The sequence below is a fragment of the Humibacter ginsengisoli genome, from assembly GCF_054780095.1.
In genome coordinates, this window is sequence record NZ_BAAGWZ010000002.1 from 131,281 (window position 1) to 153,447 (window position 22,167).

The window sequence follows — 22,167 nt, forward strand, 5'->3', positions numbered from 1 at the left end:
TCTCGTGCCCCTCCGCCGCGCCCGCCTGACCGCCTCGACCGCGCAGAGCGAGCTCGCGGAGGCGCTGGCTGCGCTGCGCGTGCAGCTGGATGTGCCGCAGGGCTTTCCTGCGGACGTCACGGCCGAGGCGGAGGCCGCGACGGCTGCGGCGCCCGACCTCGACCTGCGCGACATCCCGTTCGCCACGCTGGACCCGGCGGGCTCGAAGGATCTCGACCAGGCGTTCCATCTGGAGCGCCGGGGTTCCGGATGGCGGGTGCGGTATGCCATCGCCGACGTGCCGGGCTTCGTCGCGCCCGGCGGTGCCGTGGACGTTGAGGCGCGGAAGCGCGGGCAGACGATCTACGCCGCAGACGGGGCCGTGCCGTTGCATCCGCCCGTGATCGGCGAGCAGAAGGCATCGCTGCTTCCCGGACAGAACCGGCCGGCCTATGTCTGGACGTTCGACCTCGACGACGCAGGAGCGGAGGTCTCGCACCGAGTGGAGCGTGCCCTGGTGCGTTCGCGCGCGCAACTCGACTACGTCTCGACGCAGGCGGCTCTGGATGCGCACGACGCGGATTCGCCTGCTGCGCTGCTTCCCGAGGTGGGCAGGGCGCGCCTCGAGCAGGAACGTCTGCGCGGCGGCGCGAGCCTGAACCTTCCCGACGAGGAGATCGTGCGGGATGCTTCAGGCACGTATCGCGTGGAGCGGCGTCGTCCGCTGCCTCTTGAGGACTGGAACGCCCAGCTCTCGCTCCTGACCGGCATGGCCGCGGCGCACATCATGCTCGAGGCGGGCGTAGGCATCCTGCGCACGATGCCGGCAGCCGACGATGCCGCCGTCGCAGCGTTCCGGCTCCGGACCGTCGCGCTCGGGATGCCCTGGAACGCGAGCGCGCCGTACGGCGACTACCTGCGCGGGTTGGACCGCAACGACCCGCAGACCCTCGCGGTGCTGCAGGCAGCCGCATCCCTGTTCCGCGGCGCGGGCTACGTTGCGTTCGATGGGACTGCGCCCGCCGATCCCGTGCAAGCGGCCGTCGCTTCCCCCTACGCCCATGTCACGGCCCCGCTGCGCCGGCTCGTGGACCGTTGGGGTCTCGTCGTCTGCGAGTCCGCGTTCTCGGGCCGGCCCGTTCCGGACTGGGTGCGGGAGACCCTGCCATCGGTGCCCGGGCTCATGCAATCGTCGACGGAGCGGGCGTCCCGCCTGTCGTCCGGCTCGATCGACCGTGTCGAGGCCGCAACGCTGCGCGACCGGATCGGCGAGCGCTTCAGCGCGTGGGTGCTCGAGGTGCGCGACGGACGAGGGCGGTTGCAGTTGAACGACCCCATCGTGACGGCCTCGTGCCGGGTCTCCGACGCGGTGCGAGCAGGCACCACGATCGAGGTGCTGCTGCAGGGCGCCGACATCGCGACGGGCAGCGTGCAGCTGGTTCCCGTCGAGGAGGCGACACGAACGCCGCGGTCCGACGCGAAGCCGCCGACACACGAACGGGCGGCATCGTGAGGACGGTTCTCCTGACCGGTTTCGAGCCCTTCGGGTCGGATGCCATGAACCCGTCCGGCGATGCGGTGCGGCTGGTCGCCTCGCGGCGGTGCATACCAGCCGAGGTGCGACTCGTTGCCCAGGTGCTGCCGGTCACGTTCGCCGGCTCCGTTCGGCGGCTGCACGAGCTGATCGACGAGCACGACCCCGACGTCGTCATCGCGACCGGCCTCGCGGGAGGCCGCTCTCGGATCTCGGTCGAACGCGTCGGCGTGAACCTGATCGATGCCCTCATCCCCGACAACCACGGCGGGCAGCCGATCGATGTGCCTTCGCTCCCCGGGGGCCCCGCAGCGGCGTTCGCGTCGCTGCCCGTGAAGGCGATCGTGCGGGATGTCGCCGCTGCTGGCATCCCCGTCGAGCTGTCGCTCACGGCCGGCTCATTCGTGTGCAACCACGTGCTCGTCCATGCCGCGGAGTGGGCGGAACGCTCGGGCCGCCGGGCGGGATTCATCCACGTGCCATGGGCGACCGGGCAGTCGCCGCATGGGGAGCCGGAGCTGGCGCTGGACCAGCTCGCGCAGGCGTTCGAGATCGCGATCCGCACGACACTGCGATTCGATCAAGACATCTCCGCGATCGGCGGGACGCTGAGCTGAGCCACCCCGCCCTCCGAGGCTTTGCGCCCACATCCGACATGCCGCGGCAGTTGCTCACGGTGGGCACCCGCGATCGACAACCGAGGTCAGCCTGCGGCTAGCGTCCTGCCATGCGTTCCACTCCGGCAAGAAGGACCACCGTCGCACCACATTGGTACCATTCACCCATGGCTATCAATGTGCGCCTTCCCGAGGAACTCGACAACAGACTCGGCGACCTAGCGGAACGACTTCACGTCTCGAAGAACTCGCTGCTCGTGCAGGGAGCCGAGTTGGTGGTCGCGCGCAGCGAGCGCGCTGTGCGGGTCGATGCTGCGCTCGACGAGATCCTTGAAGCCGATGCCGAGCTCCTCCGACGGCTTGAAGACGCATGATCACCTACGTGACGATGCGAGACGCCGAGCAGACGATCGAACGGTTGGGCTTCCACGTCCGTGACGCTGGACTGCTCGCTTCAGCTTTGGCGAGACCAGCCACTGTCTTCGGCGGCGAGGAGGTCTACGCAGATCTCCCAGCGAAAGCGGCGGTCATCCTTGAGTCTCTCGCCCGGAACCAGGCATTGTTCGACGGGAACAAGCGGCTGAGCTGGATTCTCACGCAGCTCTTCCTGCGGCTGAACGGCATGCGCCACACCTTCACCGTGGATGAAGCGTTCGATCTCGTCCTCGATGTTGCCCAAGGGAAGATCCCGATCGACGAGGTTGCGCGGAGCATCGGCGAACATCTCGCACCGTGCTGACCTGCGGCTCAGTGCCCGACCGTGACCGACGGCTCGCCCACCGGGGCCGCGGCGCCCATCTCCTCGGCGATGCGGTTCGCTTCCGCGATGAGCGTCTCGACGATCTCGGCCTCAGGCACGGTCTTGATGACCTCGCCCTTGACGAAGATCTGGCCCTTTCCGTTGCCTGAGGCGACGCCGAGGTCTGCCTCGCGCGCCTCTCCGGGTCCGTTCACGACGCATCCCATCACCGCGACGCGCAACGGAACGCTCATGCCCTGCAGGCCCTCGGTGACGTTGTCGGCGAGCGTGTAGACATCCACCTGCGCGCGTCCGCATGAGGGGCAGGAGACGATCTCGAGCTTGCGCTCGCGCAGGTTCAGCGACTGCAGGATCTGCAGGCCGACCTTCACCTCCTCGACCGGCGGCGCGGAGAGCGACACCCGGATCGTGTCGCCGATGCCTTCGGCGAGCAGGATGCCGAAGGCCGTCGCCGACTTGATGGTGCCCTGGAACGCGGGCCCGGCCTCCGTGACGCCGAGGTGCAGCGGCCAGTCTCCGCGCTCAGCGAGCAGGCGGTACGCCTTCACCATGACGATCGGATCGTTGTGCTTGACCGAGATCTTGAAGTCGTGGAAGTCGTGCTCCTCGAACAGGCTCGCCTCCCACACCGCGGACTCGACGAGCGCCTCCGCGGTGGGCTTGCCGTACTTCTGCAGGATGCTGGGCTCGAGCGATCCCGCGTTCACGCCGATGCGCAGGGAGACGCCCGCCTCCTTGGCGCGGCGGGCGATCTCGCCGACCTGGTCGTCGAACTTGCGGATGTTGCCGGGGTTCACCCGCACGGCTGCGCATCCAGCGTCGATCGCGGCGTACACGTAGTTCGGCTGGAAGTGGATGTCGGCGATCACCGGGATCTGCGACTTCTTCGCGATGATCGGGAGTGCCTCCGCATCGTCACGGCTGGGCACGGCGACGCGCACGATGTCGCATCCGGATGCCGTCAGCTCCGCGATCTGCTGCAGGGTCGCGTTGATGTTCGTGGTCGGCGTGGTCGTCATCGACTGCACGCTGATCGGTGCGTCTCCGCCGACGAGCACCTTTCCCACCCGGATCTGCCGCGATTTGCGGCGCGGGTGGAGCACTTCGGGGACCTTCGGCATACCGAGATTCACTGCTGGCACGGGCCTCAGTCTAGGTCGCGAGGCGCACGGCAACCTGGTTGTTCCCTTTCGTCACGCCACCCGGTCTGCACCTGCCACGAGCTCGACGATGGCATCGGTCACGAGCTCCGGATACTCGATGTGGGCGGAGTGACCGCACTTCGGCTGGGCGATCTCCTGGTAGCTGCCACCGGCATCCGCGTACCGCTCCAGCACCGCGCGGGTCTGGGAAACCATCGGCTGCGGCGGAGCGACCTTCTCGCCGGGCCACCCGGGCAGAACACCGGCCTTGCCCAGGGCGTTGAGGTCGAAGAACGTCTCGTCGCCCACGATCGCGTCGTCGAGGCCGTGGATCCACAGCACCGGCGGCTTCACGGGCAGGTCGACGATGGCCGACACGTCGAAGTACATCGGCGCCATCGTGTTCAGCACGCCGCGGGTGCCAGGCGCCATGCCCGGCCAGTTCGGCGACGCGACCGAATCGCCCGGGTAGTTGTCCTCGCCGACGGCGGTGGTGAGCATCGAGGCCACCCAGAGGTCTTCGAGATCGGTGCGGTGGCCCGAAGCGACATACGAGGAGCGGAAGACCGAGCGCGGCGAGGTCGCCTCGTCGGCCGACGTGTCGCCATCCTTGAGCCGTGCCACGAAGTCCGGGTTCGCGGCACCGGCGCCGACTCCGGCGTCATCGTCCGTGAGCCGCGAACCGTCGGCGGCCGTGCCACCGAATCCGTATGGCGAGACGGGCGAGATCAGGGTGACGGATGCCACCTCATCCGGCCGGTCGAGCAGCTGCTGCAGCACGACGCCGCCGCCCATGCTCCATCCCACGAGGTGAACCCTGCCGAGGTCGAGTTCGTCGATCACGGACCACACGTCGTCCGAGTAGTCGCGCACGCCGCGCGTCGCATCAACGGGAAGCGTCTCGCTGGCACCGAAGCCGCGCAGATCGACCGCGATCGGCCTGATCGATTCGGGCAGCAGCTGCATGACCGGCTGGAAGAACAACGACGACGAGCAGTTGCCGTGTACGAACACGACGGCGTCGCGGCTCCCTGCGTCTTCTCGTTCGAGCACGTTCGCGAGCAGCCTGTCCGTGCCGACAGTGCGCGAAGTGATCCCTTTCAAGAGCGTCTTCATCGAGCGTCCCCCTCGTCGAGAGCGTACTGCGTGCCGACGGATGCCAGGGCTCGGCGCACGATCGGCGCCACGCGATCGGCACCGGCATCCGTCATCACGATCGTGTAATGGTTCACGTCTTCGACGTCGTGGACGCGGATGCCCGGTGCGATCTCCAGCGCCGCCGACAGTACGGCATCCGGATACAGGCCAGGCGATTCGTTCACCAGCCCGCGCGGCGCACGGAGGAAGTCGATCGGCACGCGCACGGACGCCAGCGCCTCCCGGTAGCCGTCGTCTCCGCTCATCTGCATCACGTTCGTCGCGATGGCCTCGAAGCGGCTGGACGGCCGGAAGCCCCCGTCGACCTCGTCGAGGTCGTAGTCGACGTAATCCGCGACGACGTCGCTCCAGCGCCCGGTGAACGCCGGGTGTGAGCGCCAGAACGCGGCGTACGACTCGCGGCTCGGATAGACCTTCTTCAGCCGCTCCCCAGCCGGGCCGAGGAGGAGCGCAGGAACGTCTTCCGGCGCTGCACCCTGCGGCGCCCGGAACGGCAGGGGAAGCCCGCCATCGACCAGCACGAGGCCGGCGATGCGGGAGGGATGCTGGTCGGCCATGCGCACACCGACGAAGCCACCCATCGAGTGCGCCAGCACGAGTGCCCGGTCGACGTCGAAGCGATCGAGCAGGCGCGCCATATCGTCGGCATGGTCGCGCATCCCCCACGGCCCCGGAAGAGCGTTGCTGCGTGCCCGTCCGCGCAGGTCGGGGGCGATCACACGAGTGTCTTCGAGTCGATCGGCGATGAGCGGCCACTCGAGGTGCGAAGCGGTGATGCCGTGGATGGCGAGAACGGGCAGACCGCCGGCATCCGGTCGCCACACTCCGCCGGCGAGCCGGCCGCTGCTCGGCTGAGCGCGGAAGGCGGTGTATTCGGTGACCGCGTGCCGCGAGGGACCGTTCATCGAGCGCTCCACCCGCCGTCCATCGTGTAGCTGGCACCGGTCACCATACCGGCGTCATCGCCGGCCAGCCAGAGGGCGAGCGAGGCGACCTCGTCGGGCTCGACGAGCCGCTTGATGGCGCTCTCGGTGAGCATGATCTGCGAAACGACCTGGGACTCGTCGATGCCGTGCACCCTCGCCTGGTCGGCGATCTGCTTCTGCACGAGCGGCGTGTTCACGTACGCGGGGTTGATGCAGTTGCTCGTCACGCCGTGCGGCCCGCCCTCGAGCGCTGTCACCTTCGAGAGCCCCTCTAGGCCGTGCTTGGCGGCTACGTAGGCGGACTTGTAGGCGGATGCGCGCAGACCGTGCACGCTGGACAGGTTGATGACGCGGCCCCAGCCGCGCTCGTACATGCCGGGCAGCACGGCCCTGATCAGCAGGAACGGCGCCTCGAGCATGAGCCGGATGATCAGCTGGAACCGCGCCGGCTCGAACTCCTCGATGGGCCGCACGTGCTGAATGCCCGCGTTGTTTATCAGGATGTCTGCATCCAGCGGCACCTGCGCGAGGGCATCCAGATCGGAGAGGTCGACCTGCCACGCTGTGCCGCCGATCTCGTCGGCGACCTGCTGTGCCGCATCGCCATCGAGATCCGCGATCGTCACCTTCGCGCCCGCCGAGGCGAACGCCAGAGCGCACGCACGTCCGATGCCGCTCGCTGCACCGGTGATGAGGGCCGTGCGCCCCGAGAGATCCGTCATCGTCCGCCCTTCCGGCGCCCGTCGGCACCTCAGGGGCATCGTCACCCCAGGGTCGCACCGTGTCAACGACGAAGCACCGTGCGAGGCGTCAGCCGGGCAGCGTGACCGGCTTGACGATGTCGGCGTAGGCGAGCAGCAAGCTCATGGCGCCGAGCACGACGATGACCGCGTAGGTGAGCGGCATGAGCCTTGCCATGTCGACCGGCTTGGGCGAGCTCGCACGCCTCGTGGCCTTGAACCATCCGCGCTTGATCCACTCCCACACAGCGCCGGCGACGTGGCCGCCGTCCAGCGGCAGCAGCGGGATCATGTTGAACACGAACAGCGCGAGGTTGAGCGAGGCGAGCAGGCTCAGCATCAACTGGATCTTCGACAGGAAAGCGTACGAGGAGCTGTCCGCGATCTCACCGGCCATGCGCCCCACGCCGATGATGCCCACCGGGCTGGATGCCGACCGCTCGCCGGAACCGAACGCCGCGTTCCAGATGCCCACCATGCGCTGTGGAAGGTTCACGAACACGCCGGTCACCTGGCCCAGCTGCTGGCCGGTCGCGGAGAGCGCCGTGCCGAGCGACTGCGGCTGGAAGACGTTCGTCGGCACGATGCCGACCATCCCGACATCCTTCGTGACGGTGCGACCCGTCTTCTGGTCCGTGACCTCGTCCTGCGTCTTCTTCGGTGTGACCTGCAACGTCACGTCCTTGCCGTCACGCTCCACGACGACGGGCAGCGTGCGTCCCGCTGATCCCTGGATCTTCGATGACAGCTGGTTCCAGTCGGTGACCGTCGTGCCTCCGACCGAGACGATCCGGTCACCGGGTTTGAGTCCGGCGGCGGCCGCCGGCGACGCGGGATCGGATGCCGAGCACGTCGTGGACGTCGAGGACGCCGGTTTCAGGCACTCCGACACGGTCTGGAGTGTCGTGCTCGGACCGGGCACGCCGATGCCGCACAGCATGATCACGATGAGCACGCAGGCGATCACGAGGTTCATGAACGGTCCGGCCAGCATCACGATGATGCGCTTGAACGGGTGCAGCAGATAGAAAGCGCGGTGCTCCTCCCCCTGCGGGATGGTCTCCGCGCTCGCCTGCCTGGCCTCCTCGGCCATCGTGCCGAGCACGCTCCGGCGTTGCCCAGCCCGCTCTTCGGCCGGCGCCCCGATGGCGCCGTCGGTGAGCACGAGGGAGTTGTAGAAGCCGGTTGAGGCATCCCGCGCCGCTTCTCCCGGGTGCCGCGGCGGGAACATCCCGATCATCGCGATGTAGCCGCCGAGCGGAAGCGCCTTGACGCCGTACTCGGTCTCGCCCCTGCGAAACGAGAACAGGGTCTTGCCGAAGCCGATCATGTACTGCGTCACCTTGACGCCGAACGCCTTGGCCGCCGTGAGGTGCCCGAGTTCGTGCAGCGCGATCGAGACGGCGAGACCGACCACGAAGATCAGCACGCCGACGAGGAAGGGCAGCACGGAGGACATGTACGAAATGGTAGTCACGCGGTCCTGGGCGGCGACCGCGAGGAAGACCGTTCGGGCACTCCCATGCCGGCTTCGCCGCGACCTCCCTGCCACTCCTCACGAAACGCATAGCCGCGCCACGCTAGGGTGAGATGCCGACCGCCTGCCGCGCTCTATCTGCGTGTTGCGGAGCTGTCGAGGCGTTTCTTGATCCCCTGACGAAGAGGACGGCAGATGGCTACTGGCCGCGGTGCGAACGGTCCGAGCAAGAAGGACCGCCGGGAGGCTGCGCGGGAACACGCACGACTGATGCGCGAGGAGGCCGCGAAGACGGCGCGGCGTCGCCGGTGGTGGATCCAGGGTTCCGTTGCCGTCGTCATCGTGGCGGTTCTGGCCGTTGTCGCGCTCGTCATCGTGAACTCGACTCCGCAGGGGCAGACATCCGCGGGTCCGAAGAACATGATCAGCGACGGCATCGTGCTCACCTCGTCGACGAAGGCGGTGCGCACGCCGGCGCTGCAGTCCGGTGAGAAGCCCACGCCGACGACGCAGTCCGACACGTCGAGCAAGGCATACATCACGATCTACGAAGACCTGCAGTGCCCGTACTGCCAGGAGTTCGAGCAGACGAACATGACGCAGATCAAGCAGTGGCTCGACGCGGGGCTCGCGCAGCTGGAGATCCATCCGCTGAACTACCTCACTTCGCCGGCTAACGGAGGGTATGCGCTGCGGGCTGCGAACGCCGTCTCGTGCGTGGCGAACGACGAGCCCGACAAGTTCCTCGCCGTGAACTCCGCGCTGTATGCGAAGCAGCCGAAGGAAGGCACCGGTGGGCTGACGAACGCCAAGATCTTGTCGATCCTGAAGGGCGCGGGCGTGAGCTCCAGCGACATCACCAAGTGCGTGAACAACACGCGATTCACAAGCTGGCTGAACGCCGCCACGAAGCGGGCGACGACCCAGAAGCTGCCGAACTCGAATGTGACGACCTTCGGCGGCACTCCGACCGTGATCGTCAACGGCCAGCAGTACAAGGGCTCGCTCACGGATGCGAACACGTTCGCGTCGTTCGTGCAGTCGACCGTGACCTCGTCATCGACCTCGACGCCCACGCCGACGCCTACCGCGACGAAGTAGCCCGACGGGTTCCGAGGGCTCTGACCCCGTCCGTCAGGCGGACTGCGCGGTGATGACGGCGTCGGCGCACTCCCGCGCCCACCGCTCCGCCTCGGCGAGCGTCTGCAGGTCGAGGGTTTCCGGGGGCTCGTGCTGGTCCACGACGCGTTCGATCGTGTCGACGATGCCAAGAAAGCCGAGCCGTCCGGCGTGGAAAGCGGCGACCGCCTGCTCGTTGGCGGCGTTGAACACCGCGGGGAAGGTGCGCCCCGCGCGCCCGGCCCGTTTCGCGAGCGCGAGCGCGGGGAAGGCATCCTCGTCGACCGGCTCGAACGTCCACTGACCGGCCTTCGTGAAGTCGAGTGGCGTGCCGACGCCGGCGACCCGATGCGGCCAGTCGAGGCCGAGCGAGATGGGCAGTCGCATGTCAGGCGGCGACGCCTGGGCGATGGTCGACCCGTCGACGAACTCCACCATCGAGTGCACGATGGACTGCGGATGCACCACCACATCGATGCGGTCGTACGGAACGCCGAACAGCAGGTGTGCCTCGATCACCTCCAGGCCCTTGTTCACGAGGGTCGCCGAGTTGGTCGTGACGACGACGCCCATGTCCCAGGTGGGGTGCGCGAGCGCCTGCTGAGGCGTGACATCCGCTAGTTCGGCCCGGCTGCGACCGCGGAACGGACCGCCGGATGCCGTGACCACCAGCCTGCGCACCTCGCCCCTGTCCCCCGCCCGCAACGCCTGCGCGATCGCGGAGTGCTCCGAGTCGACCGGCACGATCTGTCCCGGCCGTGCGCGCGAGGTGACGAGCTCGCCGCCGACGATCAGCGACTCCTTGTTCGCCAGTGCGAGCGTCGCACCGCTCTCGAGAGCCGCGAGCGTTGGGCCGAGCCCGACCGAACCGGTGATGCCGTTCAGCACCACGTCGGCCTCGACGTCGCGCACCAGTCGCTCAGCGTCGACCGCGCCGAGCGCGGTGTTGTCCACGCCGAACTCGTCTGCCTGCGCCGCCAGCCCATCGCGGTTGCTGCCAGCAGCGAGCCCGACCACTTCGAACCGGTCGGGGTTGCGACGGATGACGTCGAGCGCCTGGGTTCCGATCGAGCCGGTGGACCCCAGAATCAGTACCCTGCGCATGCGCTCATCGTAGCCGTGGCCGGTTCAACCGCCCCCGGACCGCGACGTCAGCGTTGGGTCTGCAGGATGTCGATGACGAAGACCAGCGTGTCGGTTCCCTTGATGCCTGCCTGCGACTGTCCCGCCGAACCGTATCCGTCCGCCGGCGGGATGACGGCGACCACCTGGGAACCCACCTTCTGGCCGACGAGGGCCTTTGCGAAACCGGGGACGACCTGCGACGTCTGCAGCGTCGAAAGGCCCCGGCCCCAGCTCTGGTCGAAGACCTTGCCGGTGCGCCAGTTCACGCCCTGATACTGAACCGTCACGGAATCACCCGACGCGACCGTCTCGCCTGCGCCCTTCTTGAGCACCTCGATCTTTGTCTCCGTCGGCGGCGTGAGGCTCTTCGGGATGGTGACGGTCGGCTTGCCGTCGGAGGCGAGCTTCACCGTGGGAAAGCCGGCCTGGGCGGGCTGCGGCGTTCCATTCGCCTTCGTCGGCACGGCGTTGAGGATGTCGACGACGAAGACGACGGTATCGGTGCTCTTCAGGCTGCCGACGGCGGAGGGATCCGCGCCGCCCCACGCGGACTTCGCGGTCGACGTGGTGACCAGGCGCGAGCCGACCGGTGCGCACTCCACGGCCTGCGTGAGCCCGGGGATCATCGTCGAGTCGCCCACCGTGATCGGGATGGTCGCGCTGCCCGCATAGCCGTTGCTCGTCAGCTTGGCTCCGCTCGTGCCGTTGTACGCCTCGAGTGCGACGTCGACCGTTGTGCCGTTCTTCGCCTCGGCGCCGTCACCCTTGGTGACATAGCTGCGCTGCGTGTCTGTGGCCTTCAGCGGCGCCGCGAACGTCACCGTCGGCGCCGAGCCCTTGTCGCCGGTCACCTTGACCGCGTCCGAGACGCTGCCGGACTTCGGCGCGCTGCACGCCTTCGAGGCGGAGCCTGCGGATGCCGACGGCGACGCCGTCTTTCCGGTAGATCCGGAACTCGCGCATCCGGCGAGGAGCAGGGCGGCCGCTGAGACGGCGAGAACGGCGGGAATCTTCAGGCGCACGACGAAGCTTTCTGAAAGAGAACGGGGCACTTCAGTGTGCACCACAACGCCTCTGCCTGTGCTGGGAGGTCGGACTCCAGCGGCGTTCGGCGCGGCATTCGCCACCGTACGATGGTGGGATGCCTCGCGAATTCCCTGTGCCCCGCGAATATTCCGTGCCGCAGCGCCGTGCCGTCGTGACCCCGCTCCCCGGACCGCGTTCCGTGGAGCTGCAGAGCCGCCGCGAGGCATCCGTCTCGCGTGGTGCGGGCACGCTGGCGAACATCTACATGGACCACGCCTCCGGGGCGATCCTGGTGGATGTCGACGGCAACCGGCTCATCGACCTCGGCTGCGGCATCGGCGTGACGACGATCGGGCACGCGCATCCTGCCGTGGCCGCCGCAGCGTTCGAGCAGGCGAACAAGCTCACCCACACGCTCTTCACCGTGACTCCGTACGAGAACTACGTACGTGTCGCCGAGAAGCTCGCGCAGGTGACGCCAGGGGACTTCGAGAAGCACTCGATCCTGGTGAACTCCGGCGCGGAGGCCGTGGAGAACGCGGTGAAGATCGCCCGGAAATACACCGGTCGCCGGGCGATCGTCTCGCTCGAGCACGCCTTCCACGGTCGCACGAACCTCACGATGGCCATGACGTACCGGCCGTGGCCGGAGCGCGTCGGCATGGGCCCGTTCCCGGGCGAGCTCTACAGCGCGCCAGGGAGCTATCCGTTCAAGGACGGGCTGAGCGGCGAGGAGGCCGCCGCCCGCACGATCGACTACATCGAGACCCACATCGGGCCGAGCGAGATCGCCGCGTTCTTCGCCGAGCCGATCCAGGGCGACGGCGGCATCGTGATCCCCGCCGACGGCTACCTGAACCGCATCGCCGAGTACTGCCGCGAGAACGGCATCGTGTTCGTGGCAGACGAGATCCAGGCCGGAATGGCACGCACGGGCGCCTGGTACTCGATCGAGCACTTCGGCGTGGTCCCCGACCTCGTCACGAGTGCCAAGGGCATCGCGGGCGGCTTCCCGCTCGCCGCCGTGACCGGCCGTGCCGAGATCATGGATGCCGTGCAGCCGGGCGGCATCGGCGGCACGTTCGGCGGCAACCCGGTCTCGACCGCCGCTGCGCTCGCCACGTTCGACGTGATCGAGAGCGAGAACCTCATCGCCGAGGCTCAGCGCGTGGAGCGTGCGCTGCTGGCGCGGATCGGCGACTGGGCCGAACGGTTCGGCGTGGTGGGCGAGGTGCGCGGCAAGGGCGCCATGTGGGGCGTCGAACTGGTGGTGCCGGGAACGCGAAGTCCGAATCCGGAGGCGCTCACCGGCATCCTGCGTCACGCCACGAGCAACGGCGTGATCGTGCTGGACTCCGGCAGCTGGGACAGCGTGCTGCGCATCATGCCGTCGCTGGTGATCAGCGAGGAACTCATCGACGATGCGGCGAGCGTGATCGAGGTGGCGCTCGCGGCGCAGTCCGCTTGACAGTCAGCGCAGCGGCACAGTCCGCTTGACAGTCGGCCTCGCGGCGCAGCGGCGCAGTCCGCTTGAGGTCAGGCGGCCTGCAGGCGCTCGCCCTTCGACCGCATCGTGTGCGGTGAGTCGGCCTGCGGCATGCGAACGGATGCCGGTGCCGCAGGCGACAAGCCGGCCTCGCGTCGGCGGGCGGTGAGGTCGAGCACCGGGGCGATGCGTCCGTCTGCCTGCACGAGTTCGACGTCGGTCTCGCGCATCAGCTGACGCAACGTGATGCCCAGCACGACGCACACGGTCTGGATGATCTCGCTGGAGGGCTCCTTGCGGCCGCGCTCGATCTCGGAAAGGTATGGCAGGGAGATGGCGGAAGCCTGAGACATCTGACGCAACGTCATCCCCCTGGCGAGTCGCAGTCGGCGGATCGCCGACCCGACGGCGTGCCTGAGCAGCATCGGTGTTCCTCTCTCTCGTGCGCTTTCTCAGGCTACGCGTGGAAAGCGTCGCGACAGCGTTACGCGGTTCTACTCTGTGCAATTTTCTGCTGTGGGCGAAGTAGCCGCGGGCAGAATCTCGCTCCTGAAATCCGCGCAGCTGCCCACGATGGAGCGCGTCAGACGATTCTTCAGGAGGAACTCATGCCCGACACCACGACCGCCGCGCCGCCCGCGCAGGTCTTCGACCGTCTGCTGGAGGACCGCATCGTGTTCCTCGGCGTGGAGGTGGACGACGCCATCGCGAACGAGATCTGCGGCAAGCTGCTGCTGCTGGCGGCGACCGACCCGCGGCGGGACATCCAGCTGTACATCAACTCCCCCGGCGGCTCCGTCACGGCGGGCTTCGCGATCTACGACGTGATGCGCTACGTCACCCCCGACATCGTCACCGTCGGCATCGGCTTCGCCGCGTCGATGGCGCAATTCCTGCTGAGCTCGGGCACGCCGGGCAAGCGCTTCGTTCTGCCGAACACGCGCGTCGTCATGCATCAGCCGCACGGCGGATTCGGCGGGACCGCCGCGGACATCAGCAGGCAAGCCGAGCAGATCGTCAAATTCAAGAACGAGATGGCGAGACTCACGGCGGAACAGACCGGGCATACCGTGGAGGAGATCCTGCGCGACGGCGACCGTGACGCCTGGTACACGGCCGAGGAGGCGGTCGACTACGGGTTCGTCGACGGCCTGATCTCGTCGCAGGAGGTGCTGGCGGGAATCAGCCGACACGGCTAGGCGTCTTCCGGGCAGTACCGTCGCTCGTCCCGGAGCAGGCCGCGTTCGAGGGTGTGCACCGTTACGCCGTCCACGCCGCAGTCCAGCACGAGCTTCGCAACACGGCCTAGGGTGAGTGGATGCCCGTACGCCGCCGCGAGTCCGAGCGAGCGGGCGCATGGGTGCTGGACGGCGCCCCTGCCGATATCGCCATCGTCGCGGCCTCCGCGATCGCCGTCATAGTGCTGCTCGTGCTCGTCGCCGTTGTGCCGAGACCGGCGGACAGACCGGCATCGGACGCCGTGTTCCGTCCCGGATACATCATCAGCGACGCCGCCTTCTACAACGGCGACAGCATGACGCAGTCGCAGGTGCAGCGTTTTCTCGAGGACCGGGCATGCGTCCCCGTCGACGGCTCGCCGTGCCTGGCCGACTACCGGCAGGCCACCCCCGACGAGCCCACGGAGTACGCGCACTGCGCGCCATACCGAGGTGCGGCATCCGAGCGCGCCAGCGCCATCATCGTGAAGGTGGCGCAGGCGTGCCGCATCAGCCCGAAGGTGTTGCTCGTGCTGCTGCAGAAGGAGCAGTCCCTGCTCACCCGGCCGAGCGCATCCGGCTATCAACGGGCCACCGGTTACGCCTGCCCGGACAGCTCTGCCTGCGACTCCCAGTACTTCGGATTCTTCAACCAGGTGTACAACGCTGCCTGGCAGTTCCGGGAGTACACGGTCGGCGGCGCCTCGTGGCGGTACCACGTCGGCAAGGTCCCGATCCAGTACCACCCGAACCCTGCGTGCGGGGCGAGCGTGGTGGACATCCGCGATCAGGCGACCGCGAACCTGTACAACTACACGCCGTACCAGCCCTCGGCCCAGACGGTGAGGCATCCCGATGTCGTCAGCCAATGCTCCACGTTCGGCAACCTCAACTTCTGGCGGCTCTACAAGCAGTGGTTCGGCACACCCCTCGCACAGCTCGTGCCGTCCTGGTATCCCGCCTGCCTGAACCTCGTGGGCGGCACGCGCTGCTTCCCGGATCCGCGCACCGGGCTGTGAGAGCGGCCGAAAACTCCATCGCGGCATTCCGCAGCGGTTATACGCCGAGACGTAATGTCGATCTATGACCACACTGCCGCGGCCGGGGTCCATTCCGAGTGCAACCGCAACAGGTGTGCGTGTCTTCTCCCGCCCAGCGGATTCGACGGCCGGCTCACGCCGCCCGCGAGCCGGCGCCGTGTACGTCTTCGGCCGGTTCGTGATCGGTCCGCTCGCCCGGCTGCTGTACCGCCCCCGCGTGATCGGCAGGCGCAATGTGCCGAAGACCGGCGCAGTCATCCTCGCCAGCAATCACCTGTCGTTCATCGACAGCGTCGTCATCCCCGTCGTCGCGCCCCGGCGCATCCAGTTCCTCGCGAAGTCGCACTACTTCGAGGGTCGCGGCGTGCGGGGCTGGGTGAGCCGCACGTTCTTCACCGCGATCGGCGCTGTCGGAGTACGTCGCGGAGCGGGACGAGACGCACAGGACGCCCTGGAGATCAGCAAGGGCATACTGGAGTCAGGGAACGCCTTCGCTCTGTACCCCGAAGGCACCCGCTCTCGCGACGGCCGCCTGTACCGCGGACGCACGGGCGTCGCGTGGCTGGCGCTGACGACGGGCGCTCCCGTCGTGCCGGTTGGGCTGATCGGAACCGAGCGCCTGCAGCCCGTCGGTTCGAAAGTGCCCGCGTTCGCGAAGGTCACCGTCGCGTTCGGTGCGCCGATCGACGTGTCGACGTTCGGCCCGGCATCCAGCGGAAAGGCCAGGCGGCAAGCGACGGATGCCATCATGGCCGAGATCCGGCGCCTCAGCGGTCAGACCGAGGCCGGTGTCTACAACGAGGCGCCCGCGGAGGAACCCGCCGCCTGATCCGAGCCGGCGGATGTGGTGGTCGGCTCGTGGCCGACCGGGAAGTTCACGGATGCCGCGATGAAGCAGAGCCTCGACGCCTCACCATGAAGGCCCTGCGCGAGATCGACCTGCTCGGCGTCGGCGACGGTCACCGACGGTCGCAGGGTCACGGAGGTGAAGTGTCCTGCGCCGTCCGAAGTGGTCGTCATGGTTCCGGTCGGTGAGTCGGTGTACGCGGTCACCACGACACCGTTCCGCTGGGCGACGTGCAGATAGCTGAGCATGTGGCATTGCGCGAGGGCGGCGACCAGAAGCTCTTCCGGATTCCACCGCTCCGCGTCGCCGAAGAACGTGCGATCGCTGGAGCCCTCGATCGGCGGGTTACCCTCGGCTCGCACTATGTGGTCACGTCCGTAGTCGCGGTATCCAGTCGTGCCGCTGCCGCGATTGCCGGTCCACTCCAGGCTGAGCGCGTAGTGGTGGTCGACGTTCATCTGCTGTCCTTACTCGTGCTCGAACTGCCGCGCGACCCTGTCGGCGGAAACCTTCGGCACCACTCTGCCGCATCGGCACCGCGCATGGTCGTACTCGTATCCGCTCCCTTCGCACACTCCGCCGTGCAGGCGGCGAGGATCGCACGGATCGACCGCCGCACCGCAAACATCCGTCGCAGCCGCCTCGTTAGACTCTGATCACCATGAGCGATTCGTTGCGTGCCTCGCGTGTGCAGCCAGGCACCTTCGAAGCGTCGGCGGCCGTGGAACTCGCCGTCGCCGACCGCAACGGATTCGTGGAGAACCGTCATGTCGGCTCGGCCGTCGTGCTCTCCCCCGACGGCGAGCGGCTGATCGCGCTCGGCTCCCCCGACTCCCACATCCTTCCGCGCTCCACTCTCAAGCCGTTCCAGGCTGTGGCATCCATCGGCGCCGGCGCTCGCCTCGACGGCGTACAGACCGCGCTGGCCACGGCGAGCCACGCCGGAACGGCGGAGCATCTCGGGGTCGTGCGCGGCATCCTCGCGGGGGCAGGCCTCGATGAGACGGAACTGCGCTGCCCGCCAGCGCTTCCGGCCGACCGCGCCTCGCGCGACGAGGTGCTGCGCGGTGGCGGAGGTCCTTCTCCTATCTATATGGAATGCTCGGGCAAGCACGCCGGCATGCTCGCCGCGTGTGCGGCCAGCGGCTGGACCACAGCGGATTACACAGACCCGCGGCATCCGTTGCAGCAGCACGTGAGAGACGTCGTCGAGCGACTCACCGGTGAGAAGGTCGCGCACACCGCCGTCGACGGATGCGGCGCGCCGGTCTTCGCTGTCACGCTTATCGGGCTCGCCCGCGGGATCCAGCGCCTGGCGACCGCGTCGGAGCAGTCGCCGTTCGCGTTGTTCCGCAACGCTGCGTGGGTGCACAGAAGCGCTCGCGAACATCCGTGGGCGATCTCCGGGCACGGCAGGCCCGACACCGTGCTGATGGAGACGCTCGGCTGCTACGCCAAGGCAGGGGCGGATGGCGTGATGACGATGGCAGCGGCGGATGGCACGACCGTGGCGGTCAAGGTGCTCGACGGCAGCGTTCCGGCCGCACGCGTGGCGGCCGTCGGCCTTCTGGCAAAGGCGGGGGCCATCGACGCATCGGCGGCGAGCGCGGCTCTCGACGGTGCGGACACCACGGTTCTCGGGGGCGGCGCCCCGGTCGGGCGGCTGCGTCCGGTGGTCTGAATCGTACGGGCGGCCTGCTCCCGAACGGCTTCGGCACGCGACGAGCGAGCGCAAGGACTTCGTGGTCAAGGGAGACCGCGAGCGGACCGAAAAGGTCCGTGAGGCAAAAGACAAGGAAGACGATGAGAATCTCCATTCCGCGCGAGATCAAGAACAACGAGTACCGGGTGGCCATCACTCCGGCCGGAGTGCACGACCTCGTCGCGAACGGACACGAGGTGCACGTGGAGTCCGGCGCCGGCGACGGCTCGTCCATCCCCGACTCGGCGTACTCCGATGCCGGGGCCATCATGGAGCCGGATGCCGCCAGCACGTGGGCGAGCGCCGACCTGCTGCTGAAGGTGAAGGAACCGATCGAGAGCGAGTTCGGGTACTTCCGTGAGGGACTCGTGCTGTTCGCGTACCTCCACCTGGCGGCCGAGCCAGAGCTCACGCAGGCGCTGATGGATTCGGGCGTGATCGCGATCGCGTACGAGACCGTGCAGCGGCCCGACCGTTCGCTTCCTCTGCTGGCGCCGATGAGCGAGGTCGCCGGAAGGCTGGCGCCCATCGTGGGCGCGAACGCACTGCTGAAGCCGCACGGCGGCTCCGGCCTGCTCGTTCCCGGAGTGCCCGGCACGTACCCCGCCAAGGTCGTCGTCATCGGCGGCGGCGTTGCGGGCTCGAACGCGGCATCCGTCGCGGTGGGCCTCGGCGCGGATGTGACCGTGCTCGACACGAACGTCGGCCGGTTGCGCGAGCTGGACGCGCACTATGCGGGCCGTCTCAAGACGATCGCCTCCACCGCGTTCGAGGTGGAGCGGGCGGTGCTCGACGCGGACCTCGTCGTCGGCTCCGTGCTGGTACCCGGTGCGAAGGCGCCGAAGCTGGTGCGCAACGACATGGTGGCCAGGATGCGCCCGGGCAGTGTGCTCGTGGACATCGCCGTCGACCAGGGCGGCTGCTTCGAGGACTCGCACCCGACCACTCACGACGCGCCGACGTTCCGTGTGCACGACACCGTGTTCTACTGCGTGGCCAACATGCCGGGAGCAGTGCCGCACACGTCGACTCACGCACTCACCAACGCGACGCTGCCCTATCTGCGGGCCATCGCGGGCAACGGCTGGCAGGCGGCCCTGAAGGCGGACCACGCGCTTGCGCTCGGACTGAACGTGGCGGCCGGCGCGGTCACGAACGCGGGCGTCGCCGAGGCGAACGGCGTCGGCGCGACTCCTCTGACGGAGGTGCTCGGCTGAGAGCAGCGCGAGCGCACCTCATGACGGCATCCTCGCCCTGGTGAAGCCGATCTCCGGGCCGCAGACCAGCAGGTGGCCGGGCAGCGCGGCCGGCGGCAGTACGCGGGTGTGCAAGACCGCCCGCACCTGAGCGAGGGTGCAGCCGTCGAACACGATGGATGCTCTCGGTCGCAGCCGGCCGAGCAGTGCCCACCCGGACTGCCAGGCATCCGGGTCGCCGACGATGGCTGTCGGGCGCGTGCCCTCGGTCACGGTGAGATCACCAGGGAAGCTACCCGGCACGTCGGGTTCGGGTAGCGCGGCGTCTCTCGCGCGAGAGGCCCCGACCGGATCGGTGAGGTCGATGATGTCGAGTCCGGGGACCGCCTGCCCCAACCCGCGTGCCACCGCGCCGGGTGCACGCGCCACCACCACCGTGATCGACCCGGCGGGAAACTCGAGCACCGGCGGAGCCGTCTGTACTGTCTCGCCTACTGCGTCGTCGTGGCCGTGCTCATCCACCAGCGCGACCTGGATCGCTTTGTCACGCCAGACACCTCGGCCTGGCGGGACCGAGGGATCGAAGAGCTCGGCAGGCGCGCCGGCGAGCACGTGCTCCTGCCTGTCGGCCTGCCGGAGCAGCAGTCGCTCCCCGAACCGGCCGTGCACGCTGCGCAGCCCGCTCGGGAGTACTGCAGCGGTGCACACCACGCCGATTCCGGCGCGCGGCCCGTCGATCAGAAGTGAGCGGATACGCTCTGTCGCGACGTCCCGGTACTCGTCGTCGAACCGCTCGAGCAGGGCATCCAGGTCATCGATCAGCACCAGACACGTGCCGGCTGGCCGTGGTGTGTCCCGGGTTCCGGCGTGCAGAAGCGACTCGGCGCGTTCGAGCTCATCCCACGCTCCCTCGATGTGCTGCGGGACCGTGATGACCTGACCGGGCCACTGCGCGCGAATGGCATGCAGTACCGCGGACTTCCCGGATCCGCGGACCCCGAGCACGAGCAGGTGCGCGCTCTCGGGCCGGTAGACGATGCCTTCCTGGAGTTGCCGGTCGGGGTCGTCGCTCGCCCCGATCACGACGGAGCCTGGTGGCGGTGTCCCGAACGCCCTGAGCGGGATGCACGGTGGCAGCGCCGGCAACCAGGGCGCGCTCGGCTTGACCGATGCGGAGTGCGTCCGAGCCACGGCATCCACGTCGGCGGGTTCCGTCGTTGCCGCTTGCGCGGTGAGGAGTTCGCCGTCGCGGGAGACCACGAGACGGCCCGGCTGTCCGTGCGGGAGGCGGGCGGCCGCATCCGTGCCGAGCAGGGCCGTGCTGTCGGCGTCGGAGGCGAGCCGTAACGAGACGCGCAGCGCGCAATTGGCGATCAGGGCGTCGCTCAGTACACCGGTCGCCCTCTGGGTGCCGAGGATGAGATGCACCCCGAGGGCCCTGCCGCGCGCTGCGAGGTCGGCGAAGAGCTGGCCGAGTTCCGGGAACGCCGCGAACATCGCCGCGGCCTCGTCGACGACGATGACGAGGCGGGACAGTTCCGCGCACGCGTCGGCGATGTCGGACACCCCGAGCCGCGACAGTTCGGCCTCCCTTCTGCGCAGTTCGGCACGCAGGCTCTTCAACGCCCTCGCCGCCTCGCCGTGCGCAAGGTCGGTGACGACGCCGACGGTGTGCGGCAGCGCCGCCAGCCGCTGGAACGCCGTGCCGCCTTTGAAGTCGACCAGGAGGAACCCCACCCGTTCAGGCGGCGCAAGTGCCGCCACCGCCAGCACCCAGGTGATCAGCAGCTCGCTCTTGCCGCTTCCCGTGGTTCCGGTGACGATGGCGTGCGGACCGGATGCCACCAGGTCGAGCACGAGTGGGCCAGACGGCGAGATCCCCACCACCGCGGGCAGATTCGTGAACTTCGCGCCGGCTCGGTCGGCGCCGGCGAGGTCGCCGAAATGAACTTCACCGGGCAGCGGCGTGCCCAGATCGACGCCGCGAGTGCGAGCCGTGAGCGCGAGCTCTCGCCCGAACGCCGCCGCTTCCTGAGCCGTGACCAGTTCGCCGCGCAGGCTCCCCGCCGTATCCGGTGGCGACAGGATGGTGATGGTGCCATCCGCCTCGACGGCGGCGACCACTCGGCATCGAGCGGGTAGCTCGTCCACGCGTTCGGCGACCGCGAGCACGGCGATCGACGGGGCGTTCGGCCCCGCCGGCGTGACATGACGTGCCGAGCCTCCCGGCGACACCGGCCCAGCCGCTCGGCTTCGTGCCGTACCTCCGCGCACGATCGCCTGCGCGTCGTCTTCGGCTCCGTCGTCGACGATGCGCAGCCGCAACGGTTCCTCGCGCGGTTCAACGCCGTGCGGATAGTCGTCCAGCCAGTCGTAGGCCTCTCCCGGCGGTGCCGTCAGCGCGAGCACGCCGGGAGGATGCGCGTGCGCGAGCTGGACGACGAGTCCGCGCAACACCGCTCGCGCGACGGTTGGTATGCCGATCAGGCCGATTCCGTCTGCGGGGTCAGCGACGATCGGCGCCCCTTCGATGACCCGCGCTTCGGCGAGCAACTCGCGATCTTCGCGGCAACTCGTTGTGCCGGAGACCGGAACGGTACTCGGCAGTGCACCGCTGCCGAGTCGAACCGGCGCGAATCGCTCGCCGGCCTCGGCCCAACGCCGCGGCCGATGCGCGGGGTCGGTGAGCAGCGCGGCTGCAGTGGGATGCCGGGCCTGCAGAGCAGCTCTCTCCCTGTCGTGCGCAGCCTCGACCTCGGTGACGAACCGGTCGACCTCGGCGGCATAGGCACGGTCATCCGCTCGGCGTCGTCTTCGCGCTGAGAGCCGGCCGTCGATGGCGCTCGCCACCGCGATCACGGGGCTGAGCGCAGCGAACGCGAGCATGTACGGGGACCGCACGATCGCGAAGAGCACGGCGGCGCCGACGAGCGGGGCGAGCACCGCAAGAAGCGGGAACGGCGCTTTCAGAGGAGCCGCGGGACGACGGGGCAACGTGAGCGGTTCGCCGATAGTCGGATCGGGGACTGGCATGCAACCAGTGCAGTCGATCGGGCGGCCTCAGGAACGCCGCAGA

The 22,167-nt window shown here is 68.7% G+C and carries 21 protein-coding genes; 11 read left to right on the forward strand and 10 right to left on the reverse strand.

Annotation, left to right across the window (positions count from 1 at the left end; all coding sequences use genetic code 11):
* Nucleotides 1-4: 4 nt before the first annotated feature.
* From ACYVI5_RS03010 to ACYVI5_RS03025, 4 genes are all read left to right on the forward strand, one after another.
* The gene (locus tag ACYVI5_RS03010; RefSeq protein ID WP_460578927.1) at nucleotides 5-1,492 is read left to right on the forward strand and encodes a ribonuclease catalytic domain-containing protein; all 1,488 of its coding nucleotides are present in this window, start codon (nucleotides 5-7) and stop codon (nucleotides 1,490-1,492) included.
* Nucleotides 1,489-2,130 (forward strand): pyroglutamyl-peptidase I, encoded by a 642-nt coding sequence (pcp, locus tag ACYVI5_RS03015; protein WP_460578928.1) that lies wholly within the window; start codon nucleotides 1,489-1,491, stop codon nucleotides 2,128-2,130. The genes ACYVI5_RS03010 and pcp overlap by 4 nt, the downstream gene beginning before the upstream one ends.
* Before the next feature lie 167 nt (nucleotides 2,131-2,297).
* Nucleotides 2,298-2,504, forward strand: a complete 207-nt coding sequence (locus tag ACYVI5_RS03020) for a hypothetical protein (RefSeq protein WP_460578929.1) — start codon at nucleotides 2,298-2,300, stop codon at nucleotides 2,502-2,504.
* Nucleotides 2,501-2,869 carry a type II toxin-antitoxin system death-on-curing family toxin gene (locus tag ACYVI5_RS03025; RefSeq protein WP_460578930.1) on the forward strand — a complete coding sequence of 123 codons (369 nt, stop codon included), beginning with the start codon at nucleotides 2,501-2,503 and terminating at the stop codon, nucleotides 2,867-2,869. The genes ACYVI5_RS03020 and ACYVI5_RS03025 overlap by 4 nt, the downstream gene beginning before the upstream one ends.
* Before the next feature lie 8 nt (nucleotides 2,870-2,877).
* Here the strand turns inward: ACYVI5_RS03025 and ispG are convergent, their stop codons facing one another.
* The 5 genes from ispG to ACYVI5_RS03050 form a co-directional block, all read right to left on the reverse strand.
* The gene (gene ispG, locus ACYVI5_RS03030; protein ID WP_460531865.1) at nucleotides 2,878-4,011 is read right to left on the reverse strand and encodes a flavodoxin/ferredoxin-dependent (E)-4-hydroxy-3-methylbut-2-enyl-diphosphate synthase; all 1,134 of its coding nucleotides are present in this window, start codon (nucleotides 4,009-4,011) and stop codon (nucleotides 2,878-2,880) included.
* A gap of 72 nt (nucleotides 4,012-4,083) precedes the next feature.
* Nucleotides 4,084-5,148, reverse strand: a complete 1,065-nt coding sequence (locus tag ACYVI5_RS03035) for an alpha/beta hydrolase (RefSeq protein WP_460578931.1) — start codon at nucleotides 5,146-5,148, stop codon at nucleotides 4,084-4,086.
* Nucleotides 5,145-6,095, reverse strand: a complete 951-nt coding sequence (locus ACYVI5_RS03040; RefSeq protein ID WP_460578932.1) for an alpha/beta fold hydrolase — start codon at nucleotides 6,093-6,095, stop codon at nucleotides 5,145-5,147. Before ACYVI5_RS03040 ends, ACYVI5_RS03035 begins: the two co-directional genes overlap by 4 nt.
* Nucleotides 6,092-6,838 carry a 3-hydroxybutyrate dehydrogenase gene (locus tag ACYVI5_RS03045; RefSeq protein WP_460531451.1) on the reverse strand — a complete coding sequence of 249 codons (747 nt, stop codon included), beginning with the start codon at nucleotides 6,836-6,838 and terminating at the stop codon, nucleotides 6,092-6,094. The genes ACYVI5_RS03040 and ACYVI5_RS03045 overlap by 4 nt, the downstream gene beginning before the upstream one ends.
* 88 nt (nucleotides 6,839-6,926) lie before the next feature.
* Complete coding sequence (locus ACYVI5_RS03050; RefSeq protein WP_460578933.1) at nucleotides 6,927-8,315, reverse strand: M50 family metallopeptidase; 1,389 nt, start codon at nucleotides 8,313-8,315, stop codon at nucleotides 6,927-6,929.
* A gap of 213 nt (nucleotides 8,316-8,528) precedes the next feature.
* Between ACYVI5_RS03050 and ACYVI5_RS03055 the strand changes: the two genes are divergently transcribed.
* Nucleotides 8,529-9,434, forward strand: a complete 906-nt coding sequence (locus ACYVI5_RS03055) for a DsbA family protein (protein ID WP_460578934.1) — start codon at nucleotides 8,529-8,531, stop codon at nucleotides 9,432-9,434.
* A 33-nt stretch (nucleotides 9,435-9,467) separates the two neighbouring features.
* Here the strand turns inward: ACYVI5_RS03055 and dxr are convergent, their stop codons facing one another.
* Both dxr and ACYVI5_RS03065 read right to left on the reverse strand, forming a co-directional pair.
* Nucleotides 9,468-10,556, reverse strand: a complete 1,089-nt coding sequence (gene dxr / locus ACYVI5_RS03060) for a 1-deoxy-D-xylulose-5-phosphate reductoisomerase (protein WP_460578935.1) — start codon at nucleotides 10,554-10,556, stop codon at nucleotides 9,468-9,470.
* A gap of 47 nt (nucleotides 10,557-10,603) precedes the next feature.
* Nucleotides 10,604-11,599: an FKBP-type peptidyl-prolyl cis-trans isomerase gene (locus ACYVI5_RS03065; RefSeq protein WP_460578936.1), complete on the reverse strand. Its 996-nt coding sequence runs from the start codon at nucleotides 11,597-11,599 to the stop codon at nucleotides 10,604-10,606.
* Between the two features lie 119 nt (nucleotides 11,600-11,718).
* Here ACYVI5_RS03065 and ACYVI5_RS03070 point away from each other — a divergent pair, with 119 nt between their 5' ends.
* The gene (locus ACYVI5_RS03070) at nucleotides 11,719-13,071 is read left to right on the forward strand and encodes a PLP-dependent aminotransferase family protein (RefSeq protein ID WP_460578937.1); all 1,353 of its coding nucleotides are present in this window, start codon (nucleotides 11,719-11,721) and stop codon (nucleotides 13,069-13,071) included.
* Nucleotides 13,072-13,139: 68 nt separating this feature from the next.
* On the opposite strand, the gene ACYVI5_RS03075 is transcribed toward ACYVI5_RS03070, so the two are convergent.
* The gene (locus tag ACYVI5_RS03075) at nucleotides 13,140-13,514 is read right to left on the reverse strand and encodes a helix-turn-helix domain-containing protein (RefSeq protein WP_460578938.1); all 375 of its coding nucleotides are present in this window, start codon (nucleotides 13,512-13,514) and stop codon (nucleotides 13,140-13,142) included.
* Nucleotides 13,515-13,697: 183 nt separating this feature from the next.
* Between ACYVI5_RS03075 and ACYVI5_RS03080 the strand changes: the two genes are divergently transcribed.
* From ACYVI5_RS03080 to ACYVI5_RS03090, 3 genes are all read left to right on the forward strand, one after another.
* Nucleotides 13,698-14,288 carry a ClpP family protease gene (locus ACYVI5_RS03080; protein WP_460578939.1) on the forward strand — a complete coding sequence of 197 codons (591 nt, stop codon included), beginning with the start codon at nucleotides 13,698-13,700 and terminating at the stop codon, nucleotides 14,286-14,288.
* Between the two features lie 119 nt (nucleotides 14,289-14,407).
* Nucleotides 14,408-15,325, forward strand: a complete 918-nt coding sequence (locus ACYVI5_RS03085) for a hypothetical protein (protein ID WP_460578940.1) — start codon at nucleotides 14,408-14,410, stop codon at nucleotides 15,323-15,325.
* Nucleotides 15,326-15,389: 64 nt separating this feature from the next.
* Nucleotides 15,390-16,175, forward strand: coding sequence for a lysophospholipid acyltransferase family protein (locus ACYVI5_RS03090; protein ID WP_460578941.1), 786 nt, complete (start codon nucleotides 15,390-15,392; stop codon nucleotides 16,173-16,175).
* Here ACYVI5_RS03090 and ACYVI5_RS03095 read toward each other — a convergent pair.
* Entirely contained in the window at nucleotides 16,139-16,651 is a 513-nt protein-coding gene (locus ACYVI5_RS03095) for an OsmC family protein (protein WP_460578942.1), read from the reverse strand. The genes ACYVI5_RS03090 and ACYVI5_RS03095 overlap by 37 nt on opposite strands.
* Nucleotides 16,652-16,854: 203 nt before the next feature.
* Here ACYVI5_RS03095 and ACYVI5_RS03100 point away from each other — a divergent pair, with 203 nt between their 5' ends.
* The gene (locus ACYVI5_RS03100; RefSeq protein ID WP_460578943.1) at nucleotides 16,855-17,874 is read left to right on the forward strand and encodes an asparaginase; all 1,020 of its coding nucleotides are present in this window, start codon (nucleotides 16,855-16,857) and stop codon (nucleotides 17,872-17,874) included.
* A 122-nt stretch (nucleotides 17,875-17,996) separates the two neighbouring features.
* Nucleotides 17,997-19,112 carry an alanine dehydrogenase gene (ald, locus tag ACYVI5_RS03105; RefSeq protein WP_460578944.1) on the forward strand — a complete coding sequence of 372 codons (1,116 nt, stop codon included), beginning with the start codon at nucleotides 17,997-17,999 and terminating at the stop codon, nucleotides 19,110-19,112.
* Between the two features lie 18 nt (nucleotides 19,113-19,130).
* Here ald and ACYVI5_RS03110 read toward each other — a convergent pair whose 3' ends face one another.
* A complete protein-coding gene (locus tag ACYVI5_RS03110) occupies nucleotides 19,131-22,124 on the reverse strand; it encodes an FtsK/SpoIIIE domain-containing protein (protein ID WP_460578945.1) in 2,994 nt (997 codons plus the stop codon).
* Nucleotides 22,125-22,167: the final 43 nt, after the last annotated feature.